Here is a 12,728-nt window from a genome sequence, read left to right as displayed (position 1 = left end):
CTTCTCCAGATACGATAGAGTTCGAACCGATTACTCGGCGTCGCCTTCAGCGGCCTTCTTCTTGGCCGGGGCCTTCTTCTTCGGAGCGGCGTCTTCGCCTTCCTGAGCTTCGGCCTTGGTGGCAGCCTTCTTCTTCGGCGCAGCCTTCTTGGAGCCCTTGTCGTCGCCGTCTTCGTCGTCGGCGAGCAGGTCTTCCTTGGAAACGGTCTTGTCCGTTACCTTGATTTCACCGAGCAGGTGATCGACGACCTTTTCTTCGAAGATCGGTGCGCGCAGCGAAGCGGCGGCACCCGGGGTCTTCTGGAAGTATTCGAGGATCTGCTTTTCCTGGCCCGGGAACTGGCGCAGCTGCTGATAAAGCGACTGCTGCATTTCCTCGTCCGTTACCTGGACGCCGGCCTTTTCGCCGATTTCCGAGAGAACGAGGCCGAGGCGGACGCGGCGTTCGGCGAGCTTGCGGTATTCTTCGCGAGCGGCTTCTTCCGTGGTGTCTTCGTCAGCGAAGGTCTTGCCGGACTGGGCGAGATCGGTGTTGATCTGGCGCCAGATGTTCTCGAACTCGGCTTCGACCAGGCGCTCCGGGGTTTCGAACTTGTACATCTCGTCGAGCTGGTCGAGGATCTGACGCTTGACCTTCTGGCGGGTGACCGAGCCGTACTGGCTTTCGATCTGGCCGCGGACGATTTCGCGCAGCTTGTCGGCCGATTCGAGGCCGAGCTTGGTGGCGAGGTCGTCGTTGATCTCGACGTCGGCGGCGGCAGCGACTTCCTTGACCTTGATGTCGAAGGTGGCTTCCTTGCCAGCGAGGTTTGCGGCCGGGTACTCAGCCGGGAAGGTCACGGTGATGACCTTCTCGTCGCCAGCCTTCAGGCCGACGAGCTGCTCTTCGAAGCCCGGAATAAAGCGGTTGGAGCCGAGAACGAGTTCTGCGTCTTCGTCCTTGCCGCCGTCGAAGGCTTCGCCATCGACCTTGCCGAGGTAATCGATCGTGACGCGGTCGCCGTCGGCGGCCTTGCCCTTCTTGGTTTCGTAGGAGCGGGCGCTTTCGGCGATCTTGAGGATCTGCTCGTCGACTTCCTTGGCGTCGATATCGACGACTTCACGGGTGACGGCGATGCCGGAATTGTCTTTGAGGTCGATCGCGGGGATCACTTCGTAGGACAGCGTGAATTCGAAATCGGCCTGGCCGTTGAGGATCTTCTCGGCTTCGGCCTGGTCTTCGGTCATCGCGACTTCCGGCTGCGTGGCCGACTTTTCGCCGCGCTCGGAGAGGATGGCGGTCGGACGGTCACGGACGATCTCGTTGACGAGTTCGGCCATGACGGATTTGCCGTACATCTTCTTGAGATGGGCGAAGGGCACCTTGCCCGGACGGAAGCCGTTGATGCGGACACGGCCCTTCACGTCCTCAAGACGCTCGTTCATCTGAGCTTCCATGTCCTTGGCCGGGATGACGACCTTGATTTCGCGCTTCAGCCCTTCAGCGAGCGTTTCGATAACCTGCATGTTCAAACCTTCATTTCGAGTTGGCGGTGCTCAAACCGCGGTTCCGGTTATGGCGAGCACCCCGCCGGTCCATTTGCCGGCAGTGGCTTTACTGAATTCGGTGGCCTTTTGGCAAGCAAAATGGCGCGCTGAAATGCTCCACGCCCGCGCAAACCTGTTGTTTTGCGCGTTTCGTGGTTCTGGTGCGGGTAGAGAGACTTGAACTCCCACGCCTTGCGGCACCAGAACCTAAATCTGGCGTGTCTACCAATTTCACCATACCCGCTCTCAGAAACCTCGTTGCCACGGGCGGCCAGGCCGCTCCCATGACGCCTTCCGAGCGCGGCGTCTCTATATCACCCGTTTTCGGCGGATCAAAGGAAAAATGACACGGAAATGACTGTTCTCCCAGCCCTTGCGCTCAATAAAGCGGTTCGTCATAGACCGGCTCGCCGCGCAGGATCAGCCGGGCGATCTGCGGCGTGCCATCTTTCGCCACGCGCGCCTCCACCTCGAGCTCTTCCTGGTTGCGGGCCTCCTCCAGCACCTTGCCCTGCCCTTCCGGCACATAATAGCGCTCGAGGCCGTAACTGACGAACAGGCTGTCCGGCAGCACGCCGTCGGTCACGGAGTAGTAATCGAAGGGCAGCGAGCGCAAGAGAACGCTGCCTTCCTCCGGCGCCAGCGTGCCGAAACTCGCCTCGGTCGCCGTCCACAGCCCGTCCGTGCCGGGCTTCAGGCGCACGACAAGCCGCTCGCGGCCGTTCACCTTCGGCACCTCGCCGGTGACGATGCTCTTCGGGATCGTCGAAATCGGGTAGGAGAGGATAACGTAATCGCCGCGCAGCAGATCGCGTGGATCGACGGGCAGCGTCTTCAACCTGATATCCGCGCCGTTGCGCAGGATCGAGGCGCGGCTTTCGACCATGTAGCCGAGCACGGCCGTCTGCAGAGCTGCTGCGATGATGGCGGCGACGACCGGCGGAATGCGGAAAGAAGAAAGGATCGACATGGCTCAGGCCTCCGCCTTGGTTTCAGCCTTGGAAAAACGGCGCTCGACGACGATCACGGCCCAGGCGATCAGCGCGACCACCAGACCGGAGATCAGGAAGAAGCCGGATGTGCCGATGATCGAGCCGATGGTCTCGGAGGCGAGATAGAGCGTTTCGACCGCGAAGGTGACATAACCGAGATAACGCACCGCGCCGTTCTCTTTGCCTGAAAACACGATGCCACCGATGGCCACGACAAGCGTGATGATGCCGAGCATCAGGCGATCTCCCACGGTGTCGAATTCGGCATGCAGAACAAACAGGCCGAGCAGCAGCACGAGATAGGAGTAGAAGGCGGGGGCAGCACCGGCGCTGCGGGCCAGTGCGTGAAGCGGCGATTGCGGCACGGCGGCTAGCAGATAGGCCAGCGCGCCGAGCGATGCGATTGTTATCGCCGTGGCGGGGGTATCGTGTTCGCCATAGATGAAGGCAAGCCAGGCGACCAGCAGCAGATAGGCGATATGGCGCACACGCCCGGCGTCCGTGTAACGCACCAGCAGGATGACGATGACGGCCATAAGCGGCATCAGCCAGAGCAGCAAAGTATCGCTGGCATGGTAGGATTCGCTCCAGTCCGTCCAGGCGACGGCGCAGGCGAGAAAACCGGCAATGGCCGTCACGGCGCCGGAGCGGAAAAGTATTGCCGCAATCACCGCGCCTGCGAACCAGACAAGCATCGCCTGAACCGCATCGCCGGAGAGATGGTACATCTGCCCGACCAACGCGATGGCACCGCCGAAGGACAGCGTGCCGACCGCAAGGAAGGCCGCGGCAAGGCGCGGCGCGCCACGCTGGGTCAGCAACCCGCCAGCCAGATAAGCGCCCCAGATCAGCGCGACGATGCCAACGACGCGCGCAAGGCGCGGGATCGCCTCCCAATTGGCGGCGACCAGCAGCAGCACGGCGGCCGACACGAGAAGAGCGGCGATCATCATCAGCACGCGGCCGAGGCTGAACGAGCTTTCGCGGGAATCATATTCTTTCAGGAGACGATCGACGGTCGGCGCATCGAGCAAGCCTTGCTGCGTCCACAGTTTGAGATCGCGTTTCAACCTGCCCCTATACATTCGTCCCCGCCCTTTTTCTGAAATGCGCCCGACTCGCGTGTTTCACACGCTGTCAGCAGGAACGGTATAGCGCGTCGAGAAATTCGCAATCGAAGCGACAATCCACAATGCGGACGATCATTCGCGGTAAAAGCCGCAAGACGGGCAGGATGATTAACGGGAAATAAAGAAATCCCTGGCAGATTTAGCAACAAGACGCCAATGGCGTTTCGATTTCGGGCATGCAGCGGGCGCATATCATCCATTCCCATATTGCACTGCACAAAATCGAGGGATCGGGTTAGGTTGCAGTCATCGGATCAGAGATGGTCCGGACCGGAAACCAAGGCGCCGCTGAGGCGACAGGCAGACCGGAGGGCGGAATGGTCGAACGCCCGGCATGATGCCGACAGACCCGATGCCGGAAACGGGATTGAACAGGAATTCGGAGCAGCGCACTCCTCCTCCCAGCGCTCCTCCGATACGATTGGCAACACTCCTCCTCCCAGTTGCCAATCATTCTTAATGACGCCCGCCGGACCTCCTCCCCCGGCGGGCGTTATTGTTTTGGCCAGACACCTGGCAAACCCCGCCCCGCAATCCCAAAATCGCCTTTCGCCGCCAGCTGTATGCCGATGCCTGTGCCGTATTCAGCGACGCCGGCCGAAAGCATGCGGCTAGTGCATGGGTGCCATTCCCATCGCGCGCTTTTGCCCATCGTCCGGGCAGTCTATATCCTTCTCATCGGTCGGGCGACGATCTCCTCCTCCCAACGTCCCCGACAAGGATTGGCAGCCCCTCCTCCTCCCAAGCTGCCAATCGATATTAGCAACGCCCGCCGGATCTCCTCCCCCGGCGGGCGTTGCTTTTTGCACCGCAACCAACCAATCTCGCATGGCTTATTTACCCTTGTGGCTTCAGGCCCAGATTTTGGCCAGAATTTCGCCTAAATTTCCGCTTGACATGCATAAAACGCATGGGTGCCATACGGCAATTGCGCTGTCTTTTTTCGCAGCGCAGCGTATATTCCAATCCATCAGATCAGGGCGGCGCCAAAGACGAGCGGCCGCCCAGTACGCAAGCCCACGAAAGGGGTAAATGACATGAACCTGGCACGCTCTTTCAACAACTGGCGCAAGTACCGTCAGACCGTCAGCGAACTCGGCCGTATGACCGACCGTGAACTTCGCGATCTCGGCATCGGCCGCAGCGATATCCCGTACATCGCTCGCAAGGCTTCGATCTAAGCCGACCGGACCCCATACGGGTCGCAATTTGAACGCCCTCCGGCTCCCACCGGAGGGCGTTTTCGTTTGCACGTCTTTTTGCGGCGCACAATGTCGCAATTCCCCGACTGCGACACTGTGCGGGATGACAACCGCGAGCGCTCGCTCCGGCCACATGCCTGGAATAGCAGCACTTTCTGGCTATTTCGCATGCAGCGCGAGCATCTGCCTGATCCGTCATCGTCTTATTGCACAAATGCATAGCAGCTGCATTTTCTTTGCACTGCACATTAACAAGGGTGTCGCGTATATAGGCGTCACAAACCGGTGAGACAGACCTCCCGGCCAACACTTCGAGGAAACGACCATGAACCCGATCCGCATTGCCAAGAACTGGATGTCCTACCGCCGCACGATGAACGAACTCGGCAACCTGTCGAACCACACGCTGTCCGACATCGGCCTGACCCGTTACGACATCCGCGACATCGCAGCCCGTTCCTTCCGCTAAGACATAGCCGGTTTCCGCCGCTGCGGCCGGAAACGGCCAGCGCGAGGGACGATCAAACGGCACCATCTGGTGCCGTTTTTGATTCCAGGGGCATGATGCCCCGCCCCAATGCTTTTCCTTGGAAATGCGCCGTTGCCCATGATAACCAACCGCCCATGACCAAGACCTCTTCCCACACTCCCATCCATGTCATCGGCGGCGGCCTTGCCGGCTCGGAAGCCGCCTGGCAGATCGCCGAAACCGGCGTTCCCGTCATCCTGCATGAAATGCGCGGCGTGCGCGGCACGGATGCGCACAAGACGGACAGCCTTGCCGAGCTCGTCTGCTCCAACTCCTTCCGCTCGGATGACGCGACCTCGAACGCCGTGGGCGTATTGCATGCCGAGATGCGGCTTGCCGGCTCGCTTATCATGCGCTCGGCCGATGCCAACCAGGTGCCGGCCGGCGGCGCGCTCGCCGTCGACCGCGATGGCTTCTCCGCCGCCGTCACCGCGGCGCTGGAAAGCCATCCGCTGATCACGGTTACCCGCGAGGAAGTGACCGGCCTGCCGCCGGAGGACTGGGACCAGGCGATCATCGCCACCGGCCCGCTAACCGCGCCGTCGCTTGCCGCCGCCATCCAGGCGCGCACCGGCGCCGATTCGCTCGCCTTCTTCGATGCGATCGCGCCCATCGTGCACACCGCCAGCATCGACATGGATATCTGCTGGTTCCAGTCGCGTTACGACAAGGTCGGCCCCGGCGGCACGGGCAAGGATTATATCAACTGCCCGATGGACGAAGCGCAGTACAACGCCTTCGTCGATGCGCTGATCGCCGGCGACACGACGGGCTTCAAGGAATGGGAAGGCACGCCCTATTTCGACGGCTGCCTGCCGATCGAGGTGATGGCCGAGCGCGGCCGCGAGACGCTGCGCCACGGCCCGATGAAGCCGATGGGTCTGACCAATGCGCATAACCCGACCGTAAAAGCCTATGCCGTCGTGCAACTGCGCCAGGACAATGCGCTCGGCACGCTCTACAATATGGTCGGTTTCCAGACGAAGCTGAAATATGGCGCGCAAGCCGAAATCTTCCGGCTGATTCCCGGCCTGGAAAACGCGGAATTCGCCCGCCTCGGCGGCCTGCACCGCAACACCTATATCAATTCACCGACGCTGCTCGATCGCTCACTGACGCTGAAGGGCCGTCCGGGTCTGCGATTCGCCGGTCAGATCACCGGCTGCGAGGGCTATGTGGAAAGCGCCAGCATCGGCCTGCTCGCCGGCCGCTTCGCCGTGGCCGAACGACTCAGCCAGACACCGTCGCTGCCGCCCGTAACCACGGCTTTCGGCGCGCTGTTGAACCACATCACCGGCGGCCACATCGTCTCGGACGACGAGCCGGGCAAGCGCTCCTTCCAGCCGATGAACGTCAATTTCGGCCTCTTCCCGCCGCTGGAGCCGGGCGCCGTCGTGCGGCCCGAGGGGCTGAAGCGGTTTCGCGGCAAGGACAAGGCGGTCGCCAAGAAGCAGGCAACCGCCGCACGCGCCTTGGAAGATTGCGCCCGCTGGCTCGGGCGCTGATCGTCAGATGAGTTAGCCGGCCGGCTGGGCGTTGAGGTTTGCAGCGCCCGGCATGAAGCTGCCGAGCAGCCAGAGGGAGACTTCAGCGGCCTCCTTCTCGTCGCGGAATTCATAGGTGCCGCCTTCAAAGGCGGCATTGGCGTATTCCACGGTCAGGAGTCTCGGGCCGGCGCTGTTGACGCGGACCGTACCCGGCTCGATCAGGTGGCAGGCATAGTGGTGGCCGTGGGCCTGCATGCAGCCAGCCTTACCGTCGTGCAGGCGAAGGAAGACCGTGCGGCGATCCTTGGTGGTCACGACGGCGCGGATGGCCTCCTCCGGAAAGGCCCGGCCGAACTCCACGATGGCAAGGCCGGCATCCTCGCCAGCCTCTTCCTGCCGATCCTCACTGCGAAACCTGTGGCGGAAGATCAGGCCGGCCACGAACAGGCCGGCGATGATGATGGTCCAGAACATCGACTCTCCTCCCGCAAAACACGTTCAGCCGCTGTAGCCGACAAGGCTTGCGCCAGTTTTGCGTCCTGTCAGGTTTTCAGAACGGGCCACGCCGCAGGGCGCGCCACATCCACCATTGCCGCCGCCACTGGGCGGGCTGGAGCGCGCCGTCAAGCGCACCGGCACCCGCTTTCTCCGCTGCCCTCAATATAGGCGCAACAAGCGCGACTGGCAAAAAGGCGGCGCGATTCGCAACCGACACGCCATTGGCGGCGCGCGCCTTGGCGAGATGGTCGCGGCCGAGCCCGACAAAGGCTTCCACCGCACGGGCGACGGCGGCCGGGTCGTTGCCGGCGAGCAGCGCTTCCGGCGTCAGGCCCGTTGCAGCCATAAGGTCGGCGGGCAGATAGACCTGGCCGCGTCGGCGGTGGATCGGCAGGAGGAGCAGTGCACCGGCCACGGTCTGCGCGACGCCGGCATGGCCGGCAGCCTCGGCGGATTTCGGGGCATTTTCCGGGTCGAGAATGAGGCTTGCGAGCTGGATCAGCGCAGAGGCCGTCTCGCCGGCGTAGCCTTCCAGAGCCGCGCGGCTTTCCATCGGATCGTTGTAAACGTCGAAGATGCGCGCCTCGATCATATCCGTCAGCACCGCGACCGGCAGCCGGTATTCCTTCACACAGGTCATGAGGCCGGCGGCGAGCGGATTGGCCATGGCGTCGCCGTCCGCCTCGCCTTCCAAGAGATCGCGCCACCATTGCAGGCGGATTTCGCCGGGCAGCGCTTCGCGCACGGAATCGCGCACGCGGGCGATCTCGGCATTGAAGGCGTAGAGGGCAGCAAGCGGGCCGCGTTTCTCCGCCGGCGCCAGCAGGCAGGCGAGATAGCGGTCGCGATCGGTGTCGCGGAGCACTGCCAGGCAGTGCGCATAATTTTCCTTGGTATCGGTCACGTCTGGTCTTTCGCGTCACACGGCGATGAGGGCGGCGGCAACCGCGCGGCTTTCGGCCAGCATGACATTGAAGGTGCGCACTGCCGCACCCGTGCTCATCGGGTCGGAACGGATGTGGCGTTCCCGCAGAGCGGCCTTTATCTCGGCCGGCAGCGGGCGGATCTCCTTGCCGGTGCCGACGAGCAATACCTCAATCTCGCCGGCCTCATCCAGCACGCGCTGGAGATCGGCCAAGGTCAGCGGCGTGTCTTCCGTCTTGTCCCAGCCGTGGATGCCCGAAGGCAGGCACAGTATGGAGCCGCGATGCGACATGTCGGCGAAGCGAAAACCGCCATTGCCATATGCGTCGATCGGCGCCCGCCCGGGGAAATGCGCCTCCCGGATTTCGATACCCTTAGCCATTGGCTCCCGTCTCCGGGACCGTCCCCGCGCCACCCTTGCCGGGGCGGTAGCGCTCCGGCCGGAGGCGGAACAGAATGAGGATCGGTCCGGCAATATAGATAGAGGATATGGTGCCGATCGCCACCCCGAAGAGCAGCGTCAGCGCGAAGGTGCGGATCGCCTCGCCGCCGAGCAGCGCCAGTGCGGCAAGCGCAATCAACGTCGTCGCCGAGGTCAACACGGTGCGCGACAGCGTACGGTTGATCGCATCGTCGATCAGGATCGGCAGGGGCATCTGCTTGAAATGGCGCAGGTTCTCGCGGATGCGGTCATAGACGACCATCGTGTCGTTCAGCGAATAGCCCGCGACCGTCAGGAGTGCGGCGACGGCGCTGATGTTGAACTCGATCTTGGCAAGCGCCAGGAAGCCCAGCGTGAAGAACACGTCATGCGCCAGCGAGATGATGGCGCCGATGGCAAAATGCCATTCGAAGCGGATCCAGATATAAGCGACGAGCGCCAGCAATCCGGCGACGAAGCCGAGCGTCGCCGTATCGATCAGCTCGCCCGAGATGGCCGGGCCGACCACTTCGACGCGGCGGAAATCGTAGTCGTCTTCCAACTCGCCGCGAGCGATAAGAACGGACGTCTGCTCGGCATTCTCGCCCTCGCCTTGGGCGGTGAGGCGCACGAGCGCGCGGCGCGGATCGCGTGTCGCATCGACGCTCTGGACATCGACGCCCGTGTCGGTGAGACGCGCGGCAATCTCGAAGGGATCGGCATTGCCGTTCTTCGCCTGGAGTTCCAGCGCGGCACCACCGGTGAAATCGATGCCGAGCCGGAGCTTGCCGACATAGAGCAGGCCGGCAATGGCAATCGACAGCAGCGCTGTCAGTAGAAAGACGCCGTTGCGCACGGCCATGAAGCGCAGGTTGAGGCGGTCGAACAGGCCGGTGCGCACGCCCTTGGGCAGATGCGTGATGTGGCTGCGGCCAAGCCAGGCGCGTACGAGGCGCTGCGTGAGGCCGAAGGTGGTGAAAAGCGTCGCCAGCATGCCGATGCCGACGGCGAGCGCGAAGGCGCGCACGGGGGCGGCGGACAGCAGGAAGAGCACGGCGATGGCTATGAGCATCGTCGCTGACGCATCCAGCACCGTGGCGCGGGCGCGGCCGAAGCCCGTATCGACGGCCTCGTCCAACGACCGGCCGGCCTTGGTCTCCTCGCGAATGCGCTCGAAGATCAGCACGCTGGCATCGACGGCGATGCCGACGGTCAAGACGATGCCGGCGATCATGGAGAGCGATAGCGGCGCACCGATGAGGGCGAGGATCGCGAAGGTCAGCGTGACGTTGAAGAACAGCGACAGCGAGGCGATGATGCCGAGAACGCCGTAGAAGAAGGTCATGAAGGCGACCACAGCGAGAACCGCAACTGCTAGCGCGATAACCACGGTGCCGGTGGAGGTGGCGCCCAGCGCCGGCTCGATCGAGCGCTCCTCAATGATCGTCACGGGTGCCGGCAGCGGGCCGCTTGCGATGATTCGGGCGAGGTTCGCCGCACCTTCCGCGTCGAAATCGCCGGAGAGGCGACCGACGCCGTCGGTGATGGCGCCCTGGATCTGCGAGGTCGAGATCACTTGCCCGTCGAGCAGGATGGCGATGGTACGGCCGCTGTTGTCGCGGGTGAAGGCGGCCAGCCGCTCGGCAGCCTCGGCGCGCAGCACGAATTCGATGAAGGGCTCGCCGTTGGCCGCCGGCTCTGCCGAGGCGACATCCGCCGCGGTGAAGAGATCGTCCTGCCGCACCAGATAACCGACCGGCGGCTCGCCGGTGGAATAGAGCACTTCCGAACCGGCAGGTGCCCCCTCCTCGATCGCCGTGTTGACCGGCATGCTGTCATCGACCAGCCGCGCCGAGAGCTTGCCCGCCTGCGACAGCAGATCCTTGACGCGCTGCGGATCGGTGAGGCCCGGCATCGCCACGACGATGCGGTCGCGCTCGCCGCGACGAACGGAAAGGGCAGGAATATCGAGGCTTTCGACGCGGCGGCGTACGGCATCGACGGCGCCGAGCGACGCGGCCTGCACGGCCTCGTCGATAGCGGCGGAGGACAGCACGATATTGAACTGGCCCGGCTGCGGCTCGCTCAGCGTGCCAACATCAAGGCCAGCCAGCGCCTCGCGGGCCGCATCGACGCGGTCAGCCGAGGTCACCGTGACATCGACGGTGTCTTCCGCGCCGTTGAGATCGCTGTGTGGAATACGGGCGGCGCGCAGGGTGTTGCTGATGGTTTCCACGGCGGCGCGCAGGCGGTCTGCGCCGATATCGGTGCGGGAAACCTCGAGAACGAGGCGGGAGCCGCCGGTCAGGTCAAGGCCCGGAACGAGGCGGTGGGCCACCATCCAGTTCGGCAGGCCGGCGGCCGTGCGGGCTGGAAGAAGGCTGGGCAGCAGGACAAGAAGGCTCGCCACGAGGACGAGCCAGAGGGCAAGGGTCTTCCAGCGGGCGGATTGCTGCATCAGGGTCTCGCTACGTCAATTCCGGCGGGGTTAAGCCATCTTGGGGCGAAACCATTCTGCCGGAATTGCGTGAACCAAAAAACAACGCGGCGTGCACGCCGGCTGAAAACCAGTCGGGCCACCCGGCGGAGTTTACCCCAGCCGGACGGCAAGCCAAGCTTATTCCTTGACGGGTTCGCCCTTGACGCGGACTTCGCTGATGCCGCTGCGCACGACGCGCACCTTGGTGCCTTCGGCGATTTCGACTTCCAGTTCGCCGTCGTCGACGACCTTGGTGACCTTGCCGACGATGCCGCCGCCGGTGACGACCTGGTCACCGCGGCGGATGTTCTTCAGAAGCTCTTCGCGACGCTTCATATTGGCGCGCTGCGGACGGATGATGAGGAAATACATCACCACGAAGATCAGCAGGAACGGCAGGATCGACATGAGAATGTCAGCGCCGCCCGCTGCCCCGCCAGGTGCCGCCGTCTGGGCGAAGGCCTCGGTAATGAACATCAGCTACTCCTTGAAATCTTGAATTTGCGCGGCCTGAGCGGCCATTTCGGTTGCCGGAATATAGGCAAGCGGGCCTTGAATGCAACACACGAGCACGTCAACCCCGCTGTTTTCAAGCGCTTTCCCCCTTTTCGCCACCGCCCGCCGCATGCTACCCGGCTTTCACGCATGAGGAGAGACAAAGTGCAGGAAGATCACGTCAAGCTTCTGCTGGCCGAAATCGGCCGCATCACCGCGGCACTCGAGCGCCTGGCCGGCCCCGCCCCCGCAATCAACGACTGGAATGCTGCCGACGTTTTCGTCTGGTCGCCGGCCCGTCAGCATGTCCAGCCCGTCAAGCGGCCGAACCGCATCGAGATCGACCTGATCCGCGGCGTCGACCATGTGCGCGACATTCTCGTCGACAACACCGTGCGCTTCGCCCGCGGCCTGCCGGCCAACAACGTTCTGCTCTGGGGCGCCCGCGGCATGGGCAAGTCCTCACTGGTGAAATCGGTGCACGCGCTGGCGGCGAAGGAGACGGCGAACGGCCTGAAGCTTATCGAAGTGCACCGCGAGGACATCGCGACGCTGCCGCAGCTCCTTGAGATCCTGAAGGACGCGCCTTTCCCGTCCATCATCTTCTGCGACGACCTGTCCTTCGACCATGACGACACGTCCTACAAGTCACTGAAGGCGGCGCTGGACGGCGGCGTCGAGGGGCGGCCGGACAATGTGTTGCTCTACGCCACCTCGAACCGCCGGCATCTTCTGCCGCGCAACATGATCGAGAACGAGCAGTCGACGGCGATCAATCCGTCGGAAGCCGTGGAAGAGAAGGTGTCGCTGTCGGACCGTTTCGGCCTGTGGCTCGGCTTCTACAAATGCAGCCAGAGCGAATATCTCGAGATGATCGACGGCTACGCCAAGCATTTCGGCCTGGAGATCCCACAGGAACAGCTGCATGCCGAGGCGCTGGAATGGGCGACGACGCGTGGCTCGCGCTCCGGCCGTGTCGCCTGGCAATATGTACAGGACCTGGCGGGACGCCTCGGCGTCGCGCTCAACAAGTAAGACGAGCGC

The 12,728-nt window shown here is 63.3% G+C and carries 12 protein-coding genes and 1 tRNA gene; 4 read left to right on the top strand and 9 right to left on the bottom strand.

What is annotated here, in order from left to right; all coding sequences use genetic code 11:
- Positions 1–30 precede the first annotated feature (30 nt).
- From tig to ACOZK4_RS14145, 4 genes are all read right to left on the bottom strand, one after another.
- On the bottom strand, positions 31–1,506 hold the full coding sequence (tig, locus tag ACOZK4_RS14160; RefSeq protein ID WP_421592436.1) for a trigger factor: 1,476 nt from the start codon (positions 1,504–1,506) through the stop codon (positions 31–33).
- A gap of 180 nt (positions 1,507–1,686) precedes the next feature.
- A tRNA-Leu gene (locus ACOZK4_RS14155) sits at positions 1,687–1,771 on the bottom strand.
- A 135-nt stretch (positions 1,772–1,906) separates the two neighbouring features.
- Positions 1,907–2,497 carry a GDYXXLXY domain-containing protein gene (locus ACOZK4_RS14150; RefSeq protein WP_421592435.1) on the bottom strand — a complete coding sequence of 197 codons (591 nt, stop codon included), beginning with the start codon at positions 2,495–2,497 and terminating at the stop codon, positions 1,907–1,909.
- A gap of 3 nt (positions 2,498–2,500) precedes the next feature.
- Complete coding sequence (locus tag ACOZK4_RS14145) at positions 2,501–3,604, bottom strand: DUF2157 domain-containing protein (protein ID WP_421592434.1); 1,104 nt, start codon at positions 3,602–3,604, stop codon at positions 2,501–2,503.
- A gap of 1,082 nt (positions 3,605–4,686) precedes the next feature.
- On the opposite strand from ACOZK4_RS14145, the gene ACOZK4_RS14140 reads away from it, so the two are divergent.
- The 3 genes from ACOZK4_RS14140 (at position 4,687) to trmFO (ending at position 6,885) form a co-directional block, all read left to right on the top strand.
- On the top strand, positions 4,687–4,830 hold the full coding sequence (locus tag ACOZK4_RS14140; RefSeq protein WP_117371030.1) for a DUF1127 domain-containing protein: 144 nt from the start codon (positions 4,687–4,689) through the stop codon (positions 4,828–4,830).
- Positions 4,831–5,176: 346 nt separating this feature from the next.
- Positions 5,177–5,320, top strand: a complete 144-nt coding sequence (locus ACOZK4_RS14135) for a DUF1127 domain-containing protein (RefSeq protein ID WP_117371029.1) — start codon at positions 5,177–5,179, stop codon at positions 5,318–5,320.
- A 155-nt stretch (positions 5,321–5,475) separates the two neighbouring features.
- Positions 5,476–6,885: a methylenetetrahydrofolate--tRNA-(uracil(54)-C(5))-methyltransferase (FADH(2)-oxidizing) TrmFO gene (trmFO, locus tag ACOZK4_RS14130; RefSeq protein WP_421592433.1), complete on the top strand. Its 1,410-nt coding sequence runs from the start codon at positions 5,476–5,478 to the stop codon at positions 6,883–6,885.
- A 12-nt stretch (positions 6,886–6,897) separates the two neighbouring features.
- On the opposite strand, the gene ACOZK4_RS14125 is transcribed toward trmFO, so the two are convergent.
- The 5 genes from ACOZK4_RS14125 to yajC form a co-directional block, all read right to left on the bottom strand.
- Positions 6,898–7,341, bottom strand: coding sequence for a hypothetical protein (locus ACOZK4_RS14125; protein WP_421592432.1), 444 nt, complete (start codon positions 7,339–7,341; stop codon positions 6,898–6,900).
- Positions 7,342–7,417: 76 nt separating this feature from the next.
- On the bottom strand, positions 7,418–8,269 hold the full coding sequence (locus tag ACOZK4_RS14120) for a phytoene/squalene synthase family protein (protein ID WP_421592431.1): 852 nt from the start codon (positions 8,267–8,269) through the stop codon (positions 7,418–7,420).
- Positions 8,270–8,284: 15 nt separating this feature from the next.
- The gene (locus tag ACOZK4_RS14115; RefSeq protein WP_421592430.1) at positions 8,285–8,671 is read right to left on the bottom strand and encodes an Mth938-like domain-containing protein; all 387 of its coding nucleotides are present in this window, start codon (positions 8,669–8,671) and stop codon (positions 8,285–8,287) included.
- Entirely contained in the window at positions 8,664–11,168 is a 2,505-nt protein-coding gene (gene secD, locus ACOZK4_RS14110) for a protein translocase subunit SecD (protein ID WP_421592429.1), read from the bottom strand. The genes ACOZK4_RS14115 and secD overlap by 8 nt, the downstream gene beginning before the upstream one ends.
- 159 nt (positions 11,169–11,327) lie before the next feature.
- Positions 11,328–11,666, bottom strand: a complete 339-nt coding sequence (gene yajC / locus ACOZK4_RS14105; RefSeq protein WP_313525284.1) for a preprotein translocase subunit YajC — start codon at positions 11,664–11,666, stop codon at positions 11,328–11,330.
- A gap of 183 nt (positions 11,667–11,849) precedes the next feature.
- Between yajC and ACOZK4_RS14100 the strand changes: the two genes are divergently transcribed.
- Entirely contained in the window at positions 11,850–12,719 is an 870-nt protein-coding gene (locus ACOZK4_RS14100; RefSeq protein ID WP_421592428.1) for an ATP-binding protein, read from the top strand.
- Positions 12,720–12,728 lie beyond the last annotated feature (9 nt).

The sequence above is a fragment of the Shinella sp. M27 genome (assembly GCF_049199905.1).
Taxonomy (GTDB): domain Bacteria; phylum Pseudomonadota; class Alphaproteobacteria; order Rhizobiales; family Rhizobiaceae; genus Shinella.
The sequence above is the reverse complement of the archived record's forward strand: the minus strand, read 5'-3'. Positions and strand labels throughout refer to the sequence as shown.